Source organism: Ensifer sp. R1-3 (genome assembly GCF_056739175.1).
On the sequence record NZ_CP096515.1, the window covers coordinates 2,965,450 to 2,985,821 of the forward strand.

Here is a 20,372-nt window from a genome sequence, read left to right on the forward strand (position 1 = left end):
AAGAGCCCTATATGAAAATTGAATACGGATCATCAAACAATTGTCCGCCGATTTAGGAACGAACCTATGGCATTAAAAGACTTTCTGCCCATTTTATTCGGCCTGACAATGACAATCGTGTTATCGGCGGCGGCTCGCGCCGAGCCCGTCAGCCTCGTCGGCTTCGGCGACAGCCTGATGGCCGGCTACCAACTCCCCCCGGAAGATGCCTTCCCCGCCCGCCTCGAAAAGGCCCTGAAGGAAAAGGGGATCGACGTCACGATCGCCAATGCCGGCGTTTCCGGCGACACGACCTCCAGCGGTCTCGCCCGCATCGACTGGTCGATCCCCGAGGGCACCGACGGCGTCATCCTCGAACTCGGCGCCAACGACGCGTTGCGCGGCATCCCTCCGGAGGAGACGCGCAAGAATCTGGAGGCGATGGTCGCACGGCTCAAGGAGCGCGGCGTCGCCGTCCTGCTCGCGGGAATGATGGCGCCGCCGAACATGGGGCCGGATTATGCGGCGCGCTTCAATCCGATCTACCCCGACCTCGCAAAGGAACACAATCTGGTCTTCTACCCTTTCTTCCTCGACGGCGTCGTCACCGAGGTCGGCCTGAAGCTCGACGACGGGATGCATCCGAACGGCGGGGGTGTCGGCGTCATGGTAGACCGCTTCCTGCCGACGGCGGAGCTTTTCGTCCGCTCACTTGCGAAAGGAGAGTGACAGCGCATCCACAGTTAAGGGAAGGTTAACGTTCCGACGGAACAAATAATGGTTGCGTGCAGATGCGATGCGTGATTCGCTTCAAGCATCTGCAAGAGATTCGGGGAGCTCGCCATGCCGAGACTGTTCACCGCCCTCGAAATTCCGCGCAATGCAGCAATGAGTCTTTCCTTGCTGCGCGGAGGTCTTCCCGGAGCTCGCTGGATCGATGTGGAGAATTATCACATCACGCTCCGCTTCATCGGCGACGTCGACTGGCGAACCGCCGACGAGATCATCGACAGACTTGACCGCATCGAACGGCCCGAGTTTCAGCTGCAGCTGTCGGGCACCGGCGCCTTCGGCTCCAAGAAACCGCATTCCGTCTGGGCCGGCGTCAGCATCGCTCCCGAAATGTTCGCCCTGCAGGCCGAAATCGAGCGCATCTGCCAGCGCATAGGGCTGCCCTCGGATCCGCGCAAGTTCACCCCGCATGTGACGCTGGCGCGCCTGCGCTCCTCGCGCGTCGAGGATGTCGTCGAATATCTCTCCGGGCGCGGCAATTTCGTCACCGCTCCCTTCACCGTCTCCCGTTTCGTGCTCCTGTCGTCACGCGACTCGGTCGGCGGCGGCCCGTATCTCACGGAAGAGGTCTTCCCGCTTCACGAAGAGCGCTCGAACCTCGCGAGCAACGAGGAGCATCCTGCTTCGAGCGTCTGGTAAAGCGCCCGAAGGCCTGCGCCGGCTCCTAGACAGGGATCGGGAACGTCCTCGTCGTGCGACAAGGATTGCGCGTGAACATTGTCGCGGGCAAGTTCGTTGTTAAGCACAGGATGCAGCAAGGAGGAACAGCATGCGGCCGGAAAAATTGGACGCGGCGGCTATCGCCGAGCACTTGCACAAGATGGAGGGCTGGGTCCTTGCGGAGGATGGCGGCTCGATATGGAAGACCTTCCGGTTCAAGACTTTTGCCGAGGCCTTCACCTTCATGACGCAATGCGCCTTCGCCGCCGAAAAGCTCAATCATCATCCGGAATGGTTCAACGTCTACAACAAGGTGGACGTGACGCTCTCGACTCACGACGCGGAAGGACTGACCGAACTCGATTTCAAGTTGGCGGCGAAGATGGACCAGGCGGCCGAGGGCCGGATGCCCGACCATATGAAATGAGGGCCGGATGCCCGACCATTTGAAATGGCGGCCGGATGCCCGACCATTTGAAATGGCGGCCGCCATTCCCATATCAGGCTGCGGCACTACAGTGCCGCGCAGTACCCTGAACGACCGGAATCGACGCGATGGACGATATCAAGATCGGTGAAATCCTCCTCCCCGGCGAGGAATCCGAACAGGAGCGCAAGGAGCACAAGGTGCGCCGCCGGTTCTGGCCGACCTTCCGCCGCGCGGCCCGGCAGATTCCCTTCAGCCGCGACCTCGTCGCCGCCTATTATTGCGCAGTGGATCCGGCGACGCCGACGCGCACGCGCGGCATTCTGCTCGCGGCGCTTGGCTATTTCGTCCTGCCGCTCGATTTCGTGCCGGACATGCTGGCCATGATCGGCTTCTCCGACGACATCGCCGTTTTGACGGCCGCCTTTGCCGCGATCAGCGGCCAGATCAAGGAACGGCATTACCAAAAGGCCGACGAAGTGCTGCGAGACAGCGTCGAAAAGTGAGTTGTCCCCGCTATTGCGACATCTGTGCGTCTGATCATAACCCCGGCACGAGAGCGGGACGAGGAAATGCGTGTGCGGTTTTCCGCCCGCATCCCGCGTCTCAAATTCTTGGAATCGATCACGTTCATATTTTTAGGTCGACCCGACCTAAAAACATCGTGATCTAAGGCCTGTTGAGATTCGGGCAACCCGCAGCGGCTTGTTTGCTCTCCTCATCCCTGTGACGAGCACACTAGGGCATATACACATCTGATCCTGAGGAGCCTTGCCGCAATCCCGCCCGGAAAGTCAAACTCTTGCCCGATTCTTTGTGACATAGAGGGAGGCAAGGGGCGGCTCTCCAGTATCGACGTCGACCGGATCGGCAATCCGTGTGCGAATGGACCTCGAGGCGCGTTCGGGCGCAAAAAGGGGCGTTATCCCGAATCGTTGACGGTTTGGTAACCCGGATTAAGTCAAAATAAACTTAAATCGTGACTATGCGTTGCCCATCCCACGCGGTATCGGGCGACCGTAAGCAAGACAAGCGGCAGGAACTCATGTTTGTAAGAAAGATCGCAACTGCACTCGCACTCGTAATGGCTGCATCCGGCGTGGCTTCCGCTCAATCTCCGACGCGAATCCAGCAGTTCAACGCCTGGGGTGCATATTCCTACCAGGCCGGTAACGGCAAGGTCTGCTATGTGCTTTCCGTGCCCAAGGAAAGGACCCCGGCAAGTGTCGATCACGGCGATATCTTCTTCCTCGTTTCGCAGCGACCGGGACAGAACATCAGCTATGAGCCACAGGCGATGATGGGGTATCCGCTGCAGGACAATTCCAAGGTCAACGTGGTGATCGACGGCCGCACCTTCGTCATGTTCACCAAGGGCAATTCCGCCTGGGTGGAAAATGCCGCCGAAGAGCCGGCACTGGTCGCTGCGATGAAGTCGGGCAAGGCCATGTCGGTCAACGCGAAATCGCGGCGCGGCACGGAAACCTCCTACTCCTATTCGCTCTCCGGCATTTCGGCCGCCCTGAAGCAGATCGAGGCCTGCAAGTAAACTAAGCCCGCTTCGCCGATCGCAAGGGCCGGCCGTGAGGTCGGCCTTTTGCGTTGGGGGCCAGGCGGATCGGGGCAGAAAAATGTCCCATGGTGACTCGCCGCAAAAAGAATGCTAAAGCGGCCGCAAATTCTGAGCCCCTGCGCCCCCGTCGAGCGCGTGACCGAGGCTCGCCAGATTTCAATTCGAGCATCGGAACAGGATCCGGAAAACGTCTCCGGACGAGCCGTCGCTTTACGACAGGACAAGATGAGCATGGCAGCCACCGAGATTCTAAACAGGGCGGACATCGTCAAGGCGCCGCAGGTGCGGCTCGCGCCACAGCCGGAAAAGCCGTCGCTGATCGGCCTGTTGCGCGAAGACATCGCGAAGCTGCTCGCCGAAAAGGGCGTGCCGGAGCGGCAGGTGAAGATGCGCGTCAGCCAGCTCTGGCACTGGCTTTACGTTCGCGGCGTCTCGGATTTCGACGAGATGTCCAACGTCTCCAAGGACATGCGCGAGATGCTCAAGGAGCATTTCACCATCGGACGGCCGGAGATCGTCGAAGAGCAGGTTTCGGGCGACGGCACGCGCAAGTGGCTGCTGCGCTTCCCCCCACGCGGCGCCGGCCGTCCGGTAGAGATCGAGACGGTCTACATTCCCGAGGAGGGCCGTGGCACGCTTTGCATTTCGAGCCAGGTCGGCTGCACGCTCACCTGTTCCTTCTGCCACACCGGCACGCAGAAGCTGGTGCGCAATCTGACGGCGGAAGAAATTCTTTCGCAGCTTCTGCTCGCCCGCGACCGGCTCGGCGATTTCCCCGAGCGCGACACGCCGCAGGGTGCGATCGTGCCGGCGGAAGGCCGCAAGATCACCAATATCGTGATGATGGGGATGGGCGAGCCGCTCTACAATTTCGAGAACGTCAAGACGGCGCTGCTGATCGCGTCCGACGGAGACGGGCTGTCGCTGTCGAAGCGGCGCATCACCCTTTCCACCTCCGGCATCGTGCCGGAGATCTACCGCACCGGTGAGGAAATCGGGGTGATGCTCGCGATTTCGCTTCATGCAGTGCGTGACGATCTGCGCGACATGCTGGTGCCGATCAACAAGAAATATCCGCTGAAGCAGCTGATGGAGGCCTGCCGCGCCTATCCGGGCTTGTCGAATGCCCGCCGCATCACCTTCGAATATGTGATGCTGAAGGACGTCAACGACAGCCTGGAAGACGCCAAGGAGCTGGTGAAGCTTCTGAAGGGCATTCCGGCCAAGATCAACCTGATCCCCTTCAATCCCTGGCCGGGCACCAATTATCAGTGCTCGGACTGGGAACAGATCGAGAAGTTCGCCGACTTCATCAACCAGGCCGGCTACGCCTCGCCGATCCGCACCCCGCGCGGCCGCGACATTCTTGCCGCCTGCGGCCAGCTCAAGTCGGAATCGGAACGCATGCGCAAGGTCGACCGCCTCGCCTTCGAGGCGATGATGATCGCCAATCACGGCGAGGACTGAGGCGGCTCATCGCCCTTCCAGCCGTCCCGGGGGGGGCCGCACGATCACCGCGATCGATGAAGAAGTTTGATGGATGAAGCTGTTTGCGCCGATTGATTTCGGCCCCTCGCTTTCCTAAGAAAGCGGCGGAATTATTCTGAAGCGGGATGCGGGAGGGACGTTAGCCGGTCTTCCCGAAAATCGCTGACCAAAAACCGGAGGACACCCATGCGTTCGCTTCTCATCGCGCTTGCCGCCACGGTCGCGCTTTCTCTGCCGGCACGCGCCGACGAGGTCACGGTTGCCGTCACGGCAATCGTCGAACATCCCGCGCTCGATGCCGCGCGCGACGGCGTCAAGGATGCGCTGGCCGCCGCCGGCTACAAGGAAGGCGAGAACCTCAAGTTCATCTACGAGTCGGCGCAGGGCAACCCGGCGACCGCAGCGCAGATCGCCCGTCAGTTCGCGGGCGAAGCCCCGAGCGTGATCGTGCCGATCTCCACCCCGTCGGCCCAGGCCGTGGTTTCCTCTACCCGCGATATTCCCGTTGTCTTCACCGCCGTTTCCGATCCGCTGGGCGCGCAGCTCGTCAAGGACATGGAGAAGCCCGGCGGCAACGTCACCGGTCTTTCCGACCTTTCCCCGGTTGCCGAGCACGTGGCGCTGATCAAGGAGATCCTGCCGAACGTCAAGACCATAGGCTATCTCTACAATTCGGGCGAAGCGAACTCCGTCTCGCTGCTGGCGGTCCTCAAGGAAGAGGCTGAAAAGGCCGGCCTGAGCGTGATCGAATCCGCCGCGACGAAATCGGCCGAGGTCCAGGGTGCGGCTCGTGCGCTCGTCGGCCGCGCCGACGCGATCTATATCCCGACGGACAACACCATCATCTCCGCCCTCGAAGGCGCTGTCGCCGTCGCCGAGGAAAGCAAGCTGCCGCTCTTCACTGCCGACACCGATTCCGTCTCCCGCGGCGCGGTTGCGGCGCTCGGCTTCAATTACTATGACGTCGGCAAGCAGACGGGCGAGGTCGTCGTTCGCGTCCTCAAGGGCGAAAACCCCGGGGATATCGCCGTCAAGGTCGCCGCCGGAACCGATCTCGTGATCAACAAGGGCGCCGCCACCCGGATGGGCGTCACGCTGCCGGAGAGCGTCGTCGGCCGGGCGACCCGCACGATCGAGTAGCGATCCGCCCTAACCGGACGATCATTGTCTTTTTGCCGCCCCCGTTTCATACGGGGGCGGTTCGCTTATCGAGCGGGATGCGGAAATGGTGTGCATCCTGCTTCAACTTCAGAATACGTGTTCCGCATGCGCCTTAGCCTGCGGAACATCCGAGAAGAGGACTACCGGCGTTGAGTCAAATCGCTTTCTGGGGAGCCGTGGAACTGGGGCTTGTCTATGCCTTCGTCGCCGTCGGCGTCTTTCTCGCCTTCCGGGTGCTCGACTTTCCGGATCTGACCGTTGACGGCTCCTTTCCGCTTGGCGCCGCAGTCACCGCGGTCCTGATCATCGCCGGCGTCAATCCCTGGCTTGCCGCAGCGGTGGCGATGGTCGCCGGTGCCGCCGCAGGCATGGTGACGGCCCTGTTGAACGTGCGGTTCAAGATCCTGAACCTGCTCGCCTCGATCCTGACGATGATTGCGCTTTTCTCGGTCAATCTCCGCGTCATGGGCAAGCCGAACGTCGCATTGATCAATGCCGACACGATGCTTTCGCCCTTCTACGGCCTCGGTCTGCGGGACTTCTATGTGCGCCCGCTTTTCGTCGGGATTCTGGTCGCCTTTGCCGTCGTTCTCGTCTGGCGCTTTCTTGAAAGCGATGCGGGCCTCGCGATGCGGGCGACCGGCGCCAATGCCCGCATGGCGCGGGCACAAGGGGTCGACACCAGCAGGCAGATCTATCTCGGCATGGCGATCTCCAACGCGCTCGTCGCCCTCGGCGGTGCGCTCTTTGCCCAGACCAACGGTTTTGCCGACGTGACCTCGGGTGTCGGGACGATCGTCGTCGGGCTTGCCGCCGTGATCATCGGCGAGACGCTGCTCGGCGCCCGCGGCATTCTGATCGCGCTCATCGGCTGCGTGCTCGGGTCGATCCTCTACCGCATCGCCATCCAGGTGGCGCTTTCGACCGATACGCTCGGCCTGCAGGCTTCCGATCTCAATTTCGTGACCGCGCTGCTGGTGACTATAGCGCTCATCCTGCCCCGTCTGCGCCGCGGAGGTGCCGCATGATCAACGTCGAAAACATCCAGGTCGTCTTCGGCAAGGGCACGCCGCTCCAGAAGCAGGCGTTGAACGGCGTCAGCCTGACCATCGAGGAAGGCTCCTTTGTCACGGTCATCGGCTCGAACGGCGCCGGCAAGTCGACGCTTCTCGGGGTTCTTGCCGGCGACGTGCTGCCGAGCGGCGGCCGCGTCACGATCGGCACGACCGACGTGACGCGCAAGGGCACGGCGGCCCGCGCCGGGCTGGTGGCGCGCGTCTTCCAGGATCCGCTTGCCGGCAGTTGCGGCGCTCTCTCGATCGAGGAAAACCTGGCGCTGGCCGCAAGGCGCGGCGAAAGCCGCGGCCTGACGCCGGCGCTCGGCTCGAAGCGGCGCGAGCATTTCCGCGAGCGCATCGCCGAACTCAATCTGGGTCTCGAAAACCGCATGCGCGACCGCATGGACCTGCTTTCGGGCGGCCAGCGCCAGGCGGTCTCGCTGGTGATGGCGACGCTTGCCGGCTCCGAGGTGCTGCTGCTCGACGAGCACACGGCGGCACTCGACCCGGGCATGGCCGAGTTCATCATGAACCTCACCCAGAAGATCGTCTCGGAGCGCAAGCTGACGACGCTGATGGTGACGCATTCGATGCGCCAGGCGCTCGATTTCGGCCACCGCACCATCATGCTCCATGGCGGCGAGATCGTGCTCGACGTCGCGGGCGATAGCCGCAAGACGCTTCAGGTCGAGGACCTCATCGCCATGTTCCGCCGCATCCGCGGGCAGACGCTGGACGACGATGCGCTACTGATCGGGTAGCGTTCCTTCCCGGACTTTGCCCCTCATCTGCCTGCCGGCATCTTCTCCCCGCTCGCGGGGAGAAGAGCGTATGCGGCAAGGCCGGAACAAGGCGGCAGCCGGATGAGGGGTCACGCTCCGGGAGCGACGAAACTCAGCGCGTCTGCGTGAAGAAGATCTTGACCGCGAATATGGAAAAGACGCCGGCGAAACCGTAGTCGATCGCCCGCATCACGCGCCTGTTGCGCTGCAGCCAGGCTGCGAGCCAGTCGGCAGCAAGAACGACCAATGCGTTCACCGGCATGCCTATCGCGATGAAGAAGAAGCCGAGGAAGAGCAGCTTGCCCGTCACGGCGGGATCGTTCGCAGTGACGAACTGCGGCAGGAAGGTCATGAAGAAGATCACCACCTTCGGGTTCAGAATGTTGACCGAGAAGCCGGTCGCGATGTTCGAAAGGATCGTACCCTTCGCCTCCGTCACCTTCGTCACCGACAGGCTGGACCCGTAGCGGATCGCCTGGATCGCGAGCCATAGGAGATAGGCGGCGCCCCCGGTCTTCAGCACCAGGAAGGCGGTCGGGGATGCGGTGATCAGCGCCGAGATGCCGAAGGCGACGAGCAGCGTATGGACGACGATGCCGAGCCCGGTGCCGACCACGACGAAAAGGGCGGCCTTCCTTCCCTGCGCCAACGCCCGGCTGATCGAAAGCGTCATGTCGGGACCCGGCGTCGCGGCGAGCAGGAGGCTTGCAGCGGCGAATGCGATGAGCGTCGGCAGGCTGGGAACGAAGTCCATGGCGCATTCCTCGAGAGGCGGTTCTTTCTGATACCGCCGGCCCGGCGCTTTTGCCAGCGGATTCGCGGGAGCTGGCCTACAGATCGGCTACGATCAGAGGAAACTTGCAGTTCCGCTTGTATCCCCGCAAGTTCTGGCTAAAGTGCCGCAGATTTTCGATGCGGCAGCGCCGCACCCGAGAGCCTGACAAAACGAGCAGACGGACAAAAACCATGGCATCGCATAAAGACGTGAAGAAGGTCGTTCTCGCCTATTCCGGCGGTCTCGACACCTCGATCATCCTCAAATGGCTGCAGACGGAACTGGGCGCCGAAGTGGTGACCTTCACCGCGGACCTCGGCCAGGGCGAAGAACTGGAGCCGGCGCGCAAGAAGGCGGAGATGCTCGGCATCAAGGAGATCTATATCGAGGACGTCCGCGAGGAATTCGTGAGGGACTTCGTGTTCCCGATGTTCCGCGCCAATGCCGTCTATGAAGGCGTCTACCTGCTCGGCACCTCCATCGCCCGTCCGCTGATCTCCAAACACCTCATCGATATCGCCAGGAAGACCGGCGCCGACGCGATCGCCCATGGCGCGACCGGCAAGGGCAACGACCAGGTCCGCTTCGAACTTTCGGCTTACGCGCTCAATCCGGACATCAAGATCATCGCCCCCTGGCGCGACTGGTCGTTCAAGAGCCGCACCGATCTGCTCGAATTCGCCGAGAAGCACCAGATTCCGGTCGCCAAGGACAAGAAGGGCGAGGCGCCTTTCTCCGTCGACGCCAACCTCCTGCACTCCTCCTCGGAAGGAAAAGTGCTGGAGGACCCGGCCCGGGAAGCTCCCGAATACGTGCACATGCGCACCATTTCGCCGGAAGCGGCACCCGACAAGGCAACCGTCATCAAGGTCGGCTTCGAACGTGGCGATGCCGTGTCGATCGACGGCGTGCGCATGTCGCCGGCAACGCTTCTTGCGAAGCTCAACGAATACGGCCGCGACAACGGCATCGGCCGCCTGGACCTCGTCGAGAACCGTTTCGTCGGCATGAAGTCGCGCGGCGTCTACGAAACCCCCGGCGGCACGATCCTGCTTGCGGCCCATCGTGCGATCGAGAGCATCACGCTCGACCGCGGCGCGGCGCATCTGAAGGACGAGCTGATGCCGCGCTATGCCGAGCTCATCTATTACGGCTTCTGGTTCTCTCCGGAGCGCGAAATGCTGCAGGCGGCGATCGACAGGAGCCAGGAGCATGTGGAAGGCGAAGTGACGCTGAAGCTCTACAAGGGCAATGTCATGGTCATCGGCCGCGAAAGCGGCAAGTCGCTCTATTCCGACAAGCTCGTCACCTTCGAGGACGATCAGGGCGCCTACGACCAGAAGGATGCCGCCGGCTTCATCAAGCTCAACGCGCTGCGTCTGCGCACGCTGGCAGCGCGCAACCGGTAAGCTCCGAGGGCATTACAAGTCGGGAGCCGCGGTGGATCACTCCGCCGCGGTTTTTTTCTTGCTCACTCCGCCGCTTCGCTCAGCGGCGTCTCCGCAGCCGCCGGCGCGACCAGCGGTCTCAGGCGAACCGTCCTGCGGTACCAGAAATAGCTTGCAAGCGAGAGAAGGCCGAAGCTCGGAATGATCGTTCCGAGCGCCATGGCCGGTACGCCGACGAGAGCGGCAAGCGCGCCGCCGAGAAGCCCGGCGCTCATCTGGATGAAGCCCATCATCGCCGAAGCCGTGCCGGCGATATGCGGGAAGGGGGCCATCGCCGCCGTCATCATGTAGGGCATGACGAAGGCGATGCCGAAGGCATAGATCCCGATCGGCGTCATCACCGAGAGGAAGGTCGGTTCCAGCGCATGCATGGTGAAGGCGAGGGCGAGGCTCGCCGCGCCGATGAAGAAGAGACCGGCCGGCACGAGCGCCTGCGGCGTGAAGCGACGCATCATGAGGCGCATCGTGACCGTGCCCGAAAAGAACAGGCCCGATTGCATGAGCATGCCGATGCCGAACTCGGTCGGGGTGAGCCCGACCTGGCTGATCAGCACGAAGGGCAGCATGGTCGCCCATGCGTAGAGCGCGCCGACCGCGCCGGCGATCACCAATGTCGAGGACACGAAGCGGCCGTCCCTCATAAGCTCGCCATAGGCTGCGAGAATGGGCCTGAAATGCCCCTTGCTGCGGTCCGGCGTCGTCGTTTCCGCCATGAAGAGCTGCACGATGAAGCACGCCATCAGCGCGAAGCCGACCATCAGCAGGAAGATCGACTGCCAGCCGAAGAGGCCGAGCGCGATACCGCCAAGGGTGGGCGAGACCGCCGGCCCGAGCGCCAGCATCATGCCGATCATGTTCATGATGCGCGCCGCCGTCGTGCCGGTGAACTGGTCGCGAACGATGGCGCGCGCCACGGTCATTCCGACGGAGGCGCCGATTCCCTGCACGAGGCGGCCCGCGAGCAGCACAGGGATGGAGGGCGCGAAGGCCGCCATCAGGCTGCCTGCGAGATAGATCGCCATGAAGATCAGCGTTGTCCGCCGCCGGCCGATAACGTCGGAAAGCGTTCCCGAGACGAGCTGGGCAAAGGCGAAGCCGCCGAAATAGAGCGACAGCGTCATCTTGATCGCTGCTTCGCTGGAGGCGAAGGCACGCACGAGCTCCGGCATCGCCGGCGTGTAGAGCGCCATCGAGATGGGGCCGAGCGCCACCAGGAAGGCGCCGATGATGCTCGTGCGCCGCTCGCTCATCCTGAGCGTCATTCGGCCGCCCCCTTCTCCCTGCCGGCGAGGCACGGGTCGAGGCGGCGGAGACTGTCCCGCAGGATTCTCAGGTTTGCGCGCAGGACCTCCCGTCCGTCGTCGCCCAGATCCTCGGTGTAAGCATTCATCATTTCACGCAGGCCCGACATCAGCTCGGTGATGAGCGGGTCGGCCTTGTCGGTCACGACGACGTTCTTGGCGCGCCGGTCCGCCGGATCCGGCACGCGCGCCACGAGGCCCATCGCTTCCAGGCGGTCGAGATAGGCGGAGAGGGTCATGGGCTCGATCCCCATGCGGGTCGCGATCTCCGCCTGCTTGATGCCCTCGGTGACGGCCACCTGGACCAAGGTGCGCGCCTCGCCGGGCGTGATCCCGAGGTCCATCGCATTGACCTTGCGATCGAAGGCACCGCGCAACAGGCGGGAGACATCGGTGAGAAGCATCCCGATCGTATCGGATTCGAGTTTCCTGGGCATTTGATCGATCGCGTTGGAAATAATAAGCTTTGCTTATCATATCCGTTCCGGCCATTCAACGCGAGCACACCCGTCATCGGGCGGCACTCCTCGTGCCGCCGGATTGCCGAACTGTCAAAAAATTGATATGAGCACGGTCATGGAATCCAAATTCGGATGTCGCGAGCAGAAGATCGTCGTGCTGCAGGATCACAAGCGCCTGCCGGCACGCTTTTTTGCGCGCGTTTCAGGGGCGCTCACCAGCCGCCTATCCTGATCGCACGATCAGCTGTTACCGGCCGCATTGGCGCCGGCCCCCATTCCACATTCTTGAAAATACGATGGATACATAAGCCATGAGCGCACCGCGTACTCTCTACGACAAGATCTGGGACGATCACCTGGTGGACAGCCAGGACGACGGAACCTGTCTTCTCTACATCGACCGTCACCTCGTTCACGAGGTGACGAGCCCGCAGGCCTTCGAGGGACTGCGCATGGCTGGGCGCAAGGTTCGCGCCCCGGAAAAGACGCTCGCCGTCGTCGATCACAACGTTCCGACTTCGCCGGACCGCCATCTCGGCATCAAGAACGAGGAAAGCCGCATCCAGGTCGAGGCGCTCGCCAGGAACGCCGCGGATTTCGGCGTCGAATATTATTCGGAAAATGACAAGCGCCAGGGGATCGTCCACATCGTCGGTCCGGAGCAGGGCTTCACGCTGCCGGGCATGACGATCGTCTGCGGCGACAGCCACACTTCGACGCACGGCGCTTTCGGTGCGCTGGCGCACGGCATCGGCACGTCCGAGGTCGAGCATGTGCTGGCGACGCAGACGCTGATCCAGAAAAAGGCGAAGAACATGCTGGTGCGCGTCGACGGCCAATTGCCGCCGGGCGTCACCGCAAAGGACATCATCCTTGCGATCATCGGCGAGATCGGCACCGCGGGCGGCACCGGCCACGTCATCGAATTCGCCGGTGAAGCGATCCGGTCGCTGTCGATGGAAGGCCGCATGACCGTCTGCAACATGACGATCGAAGGCGGCGCGCGCGCCGGGCTGATCGCACCGGACGAAACCACTTTCGAGTACATCAAGGACAAGCCGCGCGCTCCCAAAGGCGAGGCCTGGGACAGGGCGGTCGAATACTGGAAGACGCTGCACACGGACGAAGGCGCCCATTACGACCGCGTCGTCGTGCTCGATGCCGCCAATCTGCCGCCGATCGTTTCCTGGGGCTCCTCGCCGGAAGACGTCGTCTCCGTACAGGGGGTCGTTCCCAACCCTGACGACATCCAGGACGAGACGAAGCGGACCTCCAAGTGGCGTGCGCTCGACTATATGGGCCTGAAGCCCGGCACGAGGATCACCGATATCGCCATCGACCGGGTGTTCATCGGCTCCTGCACCAATGGCCGCATCGAGGACCTGCGCGCCGTCGCCGAGGTGGTCGAAGGCCGCAAGGTCGCCCCGACCGTTTCGGCGATGATCGTTCCGGGCTCCGGCCTCGTCAAGGAACAGGCGGAAGCGGAAGGCCTGGACAAGATCTTCAAGGAAGCGGGCTTCGACTGGCGCGAGCCCGGCTGCTCCATGTGCCTGGCGATGAACGACGACCGGCTGAAGCCTGGCGAACGTTGTGCCTCCACATCGAACCGCAACTTCGAAGGCCGTCAGGGCTTCAAGGGGCGCACGCATCTGCTTTCTCCGGCAATGGCGGCTGCGGCGGCGGTCGCCGGTCATTTTGTCGACATTCGCGAGTGGAAATAGCCGGTTCTGAGCTTTTCCGGCGTTTGAGCCGCCCTTCGGGGCGGCTTTTTTTATACTCATGATGATGCGACAATGCGCTGCCGCCCCCAATTCGCTGCCCTGAGGAGCTCTCATGCCCGATGACGCCCGGCCCTCGACACGCCGACTCATGCTGCTCCGCCATGCGAAGTCCGCCTGGCCGGACGGCGTTGCCGACCATCGCCGGCCGCTTTCGGAGCGCGGACGGAAAGCGGCGCCCGTTGTCGGCGCCTTCATGGCCCGGCAGGGGCTTGCTCCGGACCTGACGCTCGTTTCGACCGCGCGGCGCGCAAAGGAGACTTGGGAACTCGTCGCCGAGGCTTTGCCGCACAAGATCCCCGAGCGCGATGCGGTCGGCATCTACGAGGTCGCCGCAACGGCCATTCTCGACGCCATCCGCAGGATCGAGCCGACGGTGGAGAAACTGCTCCTCGTCGGCCACAATCCGGGAATGGCCGACCTCGCGCTCCTGCTTGCCGGGCGGGGCGATGCAGCTGCGCTGGAGCGGCTGAGGGAGAAGTTTCCGACAGCCGGGCTCGCGGTCATGGATTTCGACATCGAGCGCTGGTCGGACATAGAGCCCGGCACCGGCCGCCTGGTTCGCTTCGTGACGCCGCGCATGCTTGAGGAGGAACGGTCGGGCTGATTCGCAGTGCCCGTTCGGCTTTGTCGCGGGGCCGAAGCTAAACGACCTTCACGACCGTCCCGCGATGCATTTGCCGGATCAGTCGCCGCATTGCCGAAAGGCTGACGGCCACGCAGCCCTCGGTCGGCTCGTAACCCGGACGGATGAGGTGGAAGAAGATCGCCGAGCCGGCATTGCGCCTGCGGGAGGAAATGTTCCAATCCATGACGAGGCAGATGTCATAGAGCCCGTCGTCGCGCATCATGCGTTCATGTCCGGCACGAAACGGCGCCCTGACGGGGCGATTATAGCACGGATGCTGCGGGGCATCGCACCAGAGCATGTCGCCGCGGACGGCCCGCATCGGCAGGCGCGTCGGGGGCAACGGGACACGATCGCGCCTGACAAAGCCGCCGATGAGCCGCATCGCCGCGCGGGGCGTCGCCCCGTCGCCTTCGCGCTTGATGGCAGTGACGCCGCTTCGCCCGATCGCAGCCTGCTCGACCCGTCCGTCGAAAAGCACGAGGGCGCGCTTCCGGTCGCGCGGAGCGGTTCTGACGAGGATGGTCCCTTTTCTCGATCCTGTTGTCGACGCCTTCTTGCGCATCAGTCTCACAAATTCTTGCTTTGCCGTGATCTCGCCGCGACCTTAAGCCGGTTTTCATATATGACGATGCCTGCAGCGCCGTGCGTCTCATCAGACGCGCAGACGTCGCTGCGGCCACTTTCAGTTGCGGCCTGTCTCTATCCTAAATAGGTTAGGATTTAAGGAAACATGCGGCAGCGACCGCCGCGCTTGCCAAGATCGGCATTTGAGTTAGTTTTGATTCAGGAAGCAAACAGGAACTGTCCCATGGCGACTCGCACCATCCTCCTTGTCGACGACGACGATGATCTGCGTGAGACGTTGATAGAACAGCTCTCCCTTTACGAAGAGTTCGACCTACTGCAGGAATCGACCGCCGGGAAGGGCATTCAGATGGCGCGTGGCCGGCAGGTCGACCTCCTGATCATGGATGTAGGTCTGCCGGACATGGACGGGCGCGAGGCGGTGAAGCTCTTGCGCAAGGGCGGCTTCAAGGCCCCGATCATCATGCTGACCGGCCACGACACCGACTCCGATACGATCCTCGGCCTCGAAGCCGGTGCCAACGATTATGTGACGAAGCCGTTCCGCTTCGCCGTGCTGCTTGCCCGCATTCGCGCCCAGCTTCGCCAGCACGAGCAGAGCGAGGACGCGACCTTCAATGTCGGCCCCTACACATTCAAGCCGAGCCAGAAGCTGCTTACCATGGAGAACGGCCAGAAGATCCGCCTGACGGAAAAGGAAGCCGCAATCATCCGCTATCTCTACCGCGCCGACCAGAAAGTGGTCACCCGCGACGTGCTGCTCGAGGAGGTCTGGGGCTATAATTCCGGCGTCACGACCCATACGCTCGAGACGCATGTCTACCGGCTGCGCCAGAAAATCGAGCGCGACCCTTCCAATGCCGAGATATTGGTGACAGAAAACGGCGGCTACAAGATCGTTCCCTAAGCCGGACGACATGACCGGGGGAGATTTGCCGCTTGGCGCTCAATGACGACATCGCACTCTTGTCCAACGTGTCGCTCTTCGCCGACATCGGCGAGGACAAGCTGAGGCTGATCGCCTTCGGCGCCGAGCGCCGCCGGGTGGCCAAGGGGCACGAACTCTTCCGGGAAGGCGCGCCGGCCGATTGCGCCTATGCGGTTGCGGCCGGCAGCTTCGCGCTTTCGAATGCGAACGCGCAGGGCCGCCAGCAGCAGGTGATGACCGTCGGCCGTGGCGCGCTCCTGTCCGAGCTCGCGCTCATCTCGATGGTCGAGCGCAAGTTCACCGCGACGGCGCAAGAGGACAGCGAGGTGATCCGGATCAACCGGCCGCTCTTCCGCCGGATGCTCGAGGAATATCCCGAGGTGACCGCCATGGTGGAAGCCCGCATCCGGGAAAACATTCAGGCGATGATCCGCCGCGTGGAGGCGCTTGCCGGGCGGTTTGCGTAAGCGGACGGCGTCGTCAAAGCTCGAAATGCGCTATGACAGGCACATGGTCGGACGGGCGCTCCCAGCCGCGCGCTTCCTTGAGGATCTCGACGCGGACGAGCTGGCTTGCGAGATCGGCGGAGGACCAGATGTGGTCGAGGCGGCGTCCGCGGTCGGCGGCGGTCCAGTCCTTCGCCCGATAGCTCCACCAGGTGTAGAGCTTTTCCGGCGGCGGCGCGTGGCGGCGCATCAGGTCGACCCAGGCGCCTCCGGTCATCACCGAAACCAGGCCCTCGGTCTCGACCGGCGTATGGCTGACGATCTTGAGAAGCTGCTTGTGCGACCAGACGTCGTGCTCGAGCGGCGCGATGTTGAGATCGCCGACGAGGATCGACGAGACGCCGGCCTCGGCCTCCGCGTGCAGGAGCTTCATCTCGTCGACGAAGTCGAGCTTGTGTCCGAACTTCGGATTGACCGTGCGGTCCGGCTCGTCGCCGCCGGCCGGTACATAGAAATTATGGAGGCGGATCGTCTTTCCACCGGCCGCGAAGACCACGGAGAGATGACGTGCATCGCCGACGCCGCAGTAGTCGCGGCGGTCGGACAGCTCATGAAGCGGCAGGCGAGAGATGGTGGCGACGCCGTGATAGCCCTTCTGCCCGTGCATCTCGATATATTCGTAGCCGAGCTTCCTCAGCGGCGCGGAGGGGAACTGGTCGTTCCGACACTTGATTTCCTGCAGGCAGAGGATGTCCGGCTGCCATGTCTTGAGGAAATGTTCGACCAGCGGCATGCGCAGGCGAACGGAGTTGATGTTCCATGTGGCAATGGAAAGAGGCATTCCTCGTTCTCCCGGGAAATTGCCGGAAAAGGATCACGCGTCCGGCAACGGGAGCGTTTAAACAGGTTCGGCACCGATCGACAAGCTTGAAAAAGCCGCCGGTACGCAGATCGCGCAAGGCTTCCTTCGGGCGCTGCTTTCGCAGCCGGCAGTCAAGACGCATTGGAGCGCGGATCATGCCCGGCGGAATTAAGCCACCATGTCGCCAAGACGAACGGCACCGAAAATGGCTGCCTGCCACCCCAGTGTGGCCCAGCGTATGTCGATGGAATGAATCGAGCCGGCATGCGGTAATGCGCCAAAAACGCGCTGCGTGAGCGTGTCGCGTGGATAGTCGTCCATGTCGATGACGCCACCCCCCAGCAGAATGATGCGTGGCGAAAACAACACCGTCGCTCTGGCAACGGTTATCGCCTGCTGCCACAATATGTCATCAAGAGCGTCGTTTAATTTCGGCGACTGGGCAGCGGCCTGGAAGAGGTCCTTCACGGCGACGCCATGTGCAGATGCGAGGTCCACCAGAGTCGCACCAGAGGCGTACGCCTCGATCCGCTTGGGGGATTCCTGGCGGTCACCCGGCTCGAGCACCGGCATGTGGCCGATTTCAAGCGCCCACCCGCCGCCGCGAAAAATGCCGTTCTCGCCCAAGTAAGCTGCACCGATACCGGTGCCGAAGTAGACCGCCAACACCTCGCATTCGTTGGCAATTGCGCCGGAGGCGCTTTCCCCGAGCAACTGCAGAACCACGTCCCGCTCCAACTGGACGGGTACCGAAAGCGTGGAAGCCAGTTCGGAGGCCAGGCGAATCCCGTTTAGTTCGGGGATGTTTGCGGCATGGATGATTGTATCGCAGTCACGTCCGATGAACCCTGGGACAGTTGCCACTACCCGCTCGATGGTCAGGCCGGCATCGACTGACGCACATTGCAGGAGCCCGGCGAGTTGTGCCGCAGGAGCGCCGCGCCGAAGATCACTCGTCGAAAAGGTGCGCGTGACTTCGAGCGGCACACCATGATCCGCAAAACCGATCTTGACCGAGGTTCCCCCGATTTCAGCAACGGCGATCGTTCCGGAGACGGCTTTGAGCGTCATGAAAACTCCTGTCTGTCAAAGAGCGGCGACATCGCGCGTATGCGGGCGCGTATTGCCTGCAAGCATCGCCTGATGCAGAAGATAGGCAGCACCCAGGGCAGGCCCGTCATTGCCGGTGCTTGACGTTTCAATGCGCGGCATCGGATAGCCTTCAATGAGAGACGCGGCCAACGAAGCCTCCGCTTGTTCGGCCACGAAGGGATAGATCGCGCTGACCGATCCGGCGAGGATGATGCGGCCCGGCTGCAGGACGCAGGCAAGGGTCGCCAGCCCTCGAACCAGCCAGCGAGCCCAGTCGCGGGCGCAGGCAAGCGCGGTAGGGTCACCCGACGCCAGCACTGCGATAAACGCGTCAAGCGAACTGATGACGCCGCCGATATGCGCATATCGGGCAAGGATGGCGTCCTTGCCAATGAATGTTTCCCAACGACCAGGACGCACAGCGTCATAAACGAATCCGGCCTCTCCGATCGGCATGTGGCCGATCTCGCCAGCGCCGCCCAACTGCCCGCGATGCAGCTTGCCATGGCTGACGATGCCGCCCCCAACGCCATTCTCTATGAGAACGACGAGGCTGTCATCGCCCTCGCCGTACGGGGGAGCCGAACGATAGGTCTCGGCCACGGCCACCGCGTTGGCATCGTTTTCGAGGAGGACCGGGACATCGAGGTCGATGGACTCGGAAATCAGTTGCGCAAGGCTGACCCCGTGCCAGCCCAATATGGCGGCATGAAAGGTTTCGCCGTCCCCATCCAGGAAGCCCGGCAGCGCTACGTTGAGGCCATGGGGCCGTGCGCCGGAAGGCAACGTACTACGTACCTCGTCAACCAGTGCTACAATGAGTTCCATCGCTTGAGCGGGCCTGCTTGCCGGACCCGAGAATGGGCGAGTGGCCTTCGCGCGGACCGTTCCCGACAGGTCGATGGCGATGACGTCGATCCGGTTCACGCCGATGTAGGCGCCGAAAAAACAAACACCGCTGCCGGCGATTTCAACGATGATCCCGGGGCGCCCGACCTTGGCTTCTGCTTCGTTTCCCGTTGTCGAGTCGCGTTCCCGCACCAAACCAGCATCGACAAGGTTTTGCACCAGAATCCCCGTTGTCGAGCGGGTCAGATCGAGCTCACGCGCCAAGGATGCGCGAGTTAACCCACCCGTGCGAAACAGTGCCGAAAGCGCGCGCGCCTCGTTCGGACGAAAAAGCAGTGTGTTTGACAATTTGCAGCCTATTTGTTCGATAAAATTACTAATGTGCGCAGACGGGCCTGTCAATTGAGTCAATTTTTTGATGCATTGCAGCATCGAAAAGGACGTGTGGCGCATTGACGGTCGAGGGAAACGGTGTTTTGTTCGGAAACACTACAAAACTTCCGGTAGGGTGCGATGACGGTTTTGGCGCGACTCGAAAATATCGTGAAGGATTTCGGTGCCGTCCGCGCACTCGATGGTGTCACTCTCGAGATCACCCAGGGTGAGATTCTTGGCCTGATGGGGGACAATGGGGCCGGCAAGTCGACATTGGTGAAAACCATTGCCGGAAACTTCCAGCCGTCTTCCGGTTCCTACATCCTGGAAGGCGAGCCCGTGGTCTTTTCCGGACCGGCAGAAGCTCGTCGCCATGGAATAGAGGTCGTTTATCAGGATTTGGCGATCTGCGACAACCTGACCGCTTCGGCGAACGTTTTTCTCGGCCGCGAATTGATGCGGCAGGTCGGGCCGTTCAAGGTACTCGATCACAAGCGCATGAACGCCCGCTCGGCCGAGATATTCAAGGAACTCAAATCCGAGACCCGACCGGCCGATCTCGTGGTGCGCATGTCCGGCGGCCAGCGCCAAGCGGTGGCAATTGCTCGTACCCGGCTCGCCAGGTCGAAAATCGTCCTTATGGACGAGCCTACGGCGGCAATCAGTGTCCGGCAGGTCGCGGAGGTGCTGGCCCTGATCCGCCGCATGAAGGCACAAGGCCTCTCCGTGATCCTGATCAGCCATCGCATGCCCGACGTCTTCGAGGTCTGCGACAGGGTCGTGGTGATGCGTCGGGGTCGCAAGGTGGCCGACAAGATGATCGGGCAATCAAGCCCCGAAGAAGTGACCGGCCTGATAACCGGCGCGATCCAGACTGCCTGATCCCGGAGAAACAACGCATGAGTGCTCCCGAGGAAGTTC

At 62.5% G+C, this 20,372-nt stretch carries 22 protein-coding genes; 15 read left to right on the forward strand and 7 right to left on the reverse strand.

Annotated elements, in window-relative coordinates; genetic code table 11:
• The first annotated feature begins 66 nt into the window (after positions 1-66).
• From M1D43_RS14130 to M1D43_RS14170, 9 genes are all read left to right on the forward strand, one after another.
• Positions 67-708 carry an arylesterase gene (locus M1D43_RS14130; protein ID WP_003529696.1) on the forward strand — a complete coding sequence of 214 codons (642 nt, stop codon included), beginning with the start codon at positions 67-69 and terminating at the stop codon, positions 706-708.
• A 114-nt stretch (positions 709-822) separates the two neighbouring features.
• On the forward strand, positions 823-1,410 hold the full coding sequence (thpR, locus tag M1D43_RS14135; RefSeq protein WP_003529695.1) for an RNA 2',3'-cyclic phosphodiesterase: 588 nt from the start codon (positions 823-825) through the stop codon (positions 1,408-1,410).
• A gap of 130 nt (positions 1,411-1,540) precedes the next feature.
• A complete protein-coding gene (locus tag M1D43_RS14140) occupies positions 1,541-1,858 on the forward strand; it encodes a 4a-hydroxytetrahydrobiopterin dehydratase (protein ID WP_028010554.1) in 318 nt (105 codons plus the stop codon).
• Between the two features lie 128 nt (positions 1,859-1,986).
• Positions 1,987-2,364, forward strand: a complete 378-nt coding sequence (locus M1D43_RS14145) for a YkvA family protein (RefSeq protein ID WP_003529692.1) — start codon at positions 1,987-1,989, stop codon at positions 2,362-2,364.
• Positions 2,365-2,903: 539 nt separating this feature from the next.
• A complete protein-coding gene (locus tag M1D43_RS14150) occupies positions 2,904-3,407 on the forward strand; it encodes an invasion associated locus B family protein (RefSeq protein ID WP_003529690.1) in 504 nt (167 codons plus the stop codon).
• 255 nt (positions 3,408-3,662) lie between these two features.
• A complete protein-coding gene (gene rlmN, locus M1D43_RS14155) occupies positions 3,663-4,898 on the forward strand; it encodes a dual-specificity RNA methyltransferase RlmN (protein WP_153315081.1) in 1,236 nt (411 codons plus the stop codon).
• A gap of 207 nt (positions 4,899-5,105) precedes the next feature.
• Entirely contained in the window at positions 5,106-6,059 is a 954-nt protein-coding gene (locus M1D43_RS14160; protein WP_003529687.1) for an ABC transporter substrate-binding protein, read from the forward strand.
• Positions 6,060-6,229: 170 nt separating this feature from the next.
• Positions 6,230-7,108 (forward strand): ABC transporter permease, encoded by an 879-nt coding sequence (locus tag M1D43_RS14165; RefSeq protein ID WP_010970498.1) that lies wholly within the window; start codon positions 6,230-6,232, stop codon positions 7,106-7,108.
• Positions 7,105-7,899 carry an ABC transporter ATP-binding protein gene (locus tag M1D43_RS14170; RefSeq protein WP_003529683.1) on the forward strand — a complete coding sequence of 265 codons (795 nt, stop codon included), beginning with the start codon at positions 7,105-7,107 and terminating at the stop codon, positions 7,897-7,899. The genes M1D43_RS14165 and M1D43_RS14170 overlap by 4 nt, the downstream gene beginning before the upstream one ends.
• 133 nt (positions 7,900-8,032) lie before the next feature.
• Here M1D43_RS14170 and M1D43_RS14175 read toward each other — a convergent pair whose 3' ends face one another.
• Complete coding sequence (locus M1D43_RS14175) at positions 8,033-8,674, reverse strand: LysE family translocator (protein WP_153315080.1); 642 nt, start codon at positions 8,672-8,674, stop codon at positions 8,033-8,035.
• A 212-nt stretch (positions 8,675-8,886) separates the two neighbouring features.
• Here M1D43_RS14175 and M1D43_RS14180 point away from each other — a divergent pair, with 212 nt between their 5' ends.
• On the forward strand, positions 8,887-10,104 hold the full coding sequence (locus M1D43_RS14180; RefSeq protein WP_003529681.1) for an argininosuccinate synthase: 1,218 nt from the start codon (positions 8,887-8,889) through the stop codon (positions 10,102-10,104).
• A 62-nt stretch (positions 10,105-10,166) separates the two neighbouring features.
• Here the strand turns inward: M1D43_RS14180 and M1D43_RS14185 are convergent, their stop codons facing one another.
• Complete coding sequence (locus M1D43_RS14185; protein WP_003529680.1) at positions 10,167-11,405, reverse strand: multidrug effflux MFS transporter; 1,239 nt, start codon at positions 11,403-11,405, stop codon at positions 10,167-10,169.
• A complete protein-coding gene (locus tag M1D43_RS14190) occupies positions 11,402-11,881 on the reverse strand; it encodes a MarR family winged helix-turn-helix transcriptional regulator (protein WP_003529679.1) in 480 nt (159 codons plus the stop codon). Before M1D43_RS14190 ends, M1D43_RS14185 begins: the two co-directional genes overlap by 4 nt.
• A 335-nt stretch (positions 11,882-12,216) precedes the next feature.
• Here M1D43_RS14190 and leuC point away from each other — a divergent pair, with 335 nt between their 5' ends.
• Positions 12,217-13,626, forward strand: coding sequence for a 3-isopropylmalate dehydratase large subunit (gene leuC, locus M1D43_RS14195; RefSeq protein WP_027993221.1), 1,410 nt, complete (start codon positions 12,217-12,219; stop codon positions 13,624-13,626).
• A 112-nt stretch (positions 13,627-13,738) separates the two neighbouring features.
• Complete coding sequence (locus tag M1D43_RS14200; RefSeq protein ID WP_027993222.1) at positions 13,739-14,290, forward strand: SixA phosphatase family protein; 552 nt, start codon at positions 13,739-13,741, stop codon at positions 14,288-14,290.
• 37 nt (positions 14,291-14,327) lie between these two features.
• On the opposite strand, the gene M1D43_RS14205 is transcribed toward M1D43_RS14200, so the two are convergent.
• Positions 14,328-14,876 (reverse strand): L,D-transpeptidase family protein, encoded by a 549-nt coding sequence (locus M1D43_RS14205; RefSeq protein WP_027993223.1) that lies wholly within the window; start codon positions 14,874-14,876, stop codon positions 14,328-14,330.
• 246 nt (positions 14,877-15,122) lie between these two features.
• Here M1D43_RS14205 and M1D43_RS14210 point away from each other — a divergent pair, with 246 nt between their 5' ends.
• Positions 15,123-15,806, forward strand: a complete 684-nt coding sequence (locus tag M1D43_RS14210; protein ID WP_003529672.1) for a response regulator transcription factor — start codon at positions 15,123-15,125, stop codon at positions 15,804-15,806.
• A 32-nt stretch (positions 15,807-15,838) separates the two neighbouring features.
• On the forward strand, positions 15,839-16,294 hold the full coding sequence (locus M1D43_RS14215) for a cyclic nucleotide-binding domain-containing protein (protein WP_003529671.1): 456 nt from the start codon (positions 15,839-15,841) through the stop codon (positions 16,292-16,294).
• Between the two features lie 13 nt (positions 16,295-16,307).
• Here the strand turns inward: M1D43_RS14215 and M1D43_RS14220 are convergent, their stop codons facing one another.
• From M1D43_RS14220 to M1D43_RS14230, 3 genes are all read right to left on the reverse strand, one after another.
• Positions 16,308-17,114 (reverse strand): exodeoxyribonuclease III, encoded by an 807-nt coding sequence (locus tag M1D43_RS14220; RefSeq protein ID WP_003529670.1) that lies wholly within the window; start codon positions 17,112-17,114, stop codon positions 16,308-16,310.
• 189 nt (positions 17,115-17,303) lie between these two features.
• Positions 17,304-18,206, reverse strand: coding sequence for an ROK family protein (locus M1D43_RS14225; RefSeq protein WP_153315079.1), 903 nt, complete (start codon positions 18,204-18,206; stop codon positions 17,304-17,306).
• Between the two features lie 15 nt (positions 18,207-18,221).
• Positions 18,222-19,508 carry an ROK family transcriptional regulator gene (locus M1D43_RS14230; protein WP_192923499.1) on the reverse strand — a complete coding sequence of 429 codons (1,287 nt, stop codon included), beginning with the start codon at positions 19,506-19,508 and terminating at the stop codon, positions 18,222-18,224.
• Between the two features lie 81 nt (positions 19,509-19,589).
• On the opposite strand from M1D43_RS14230, the gene M1D43_RS14235 reads away from it, so the two are divergent.
• Positions 19,590-20,333: an ATP-binding cassette domain-containing protein gene (locus tag M1D43_RS14235; RefSeq protein WP_028010545.1), complete on the forward strand. Its 744-nt coding sequence runs from the start codon at positions 19,590-19,592 to the stop codon at positions 20,331-20,333.
• Positions 20,334-20,372 lie beyond the last annotated feature (39 nt).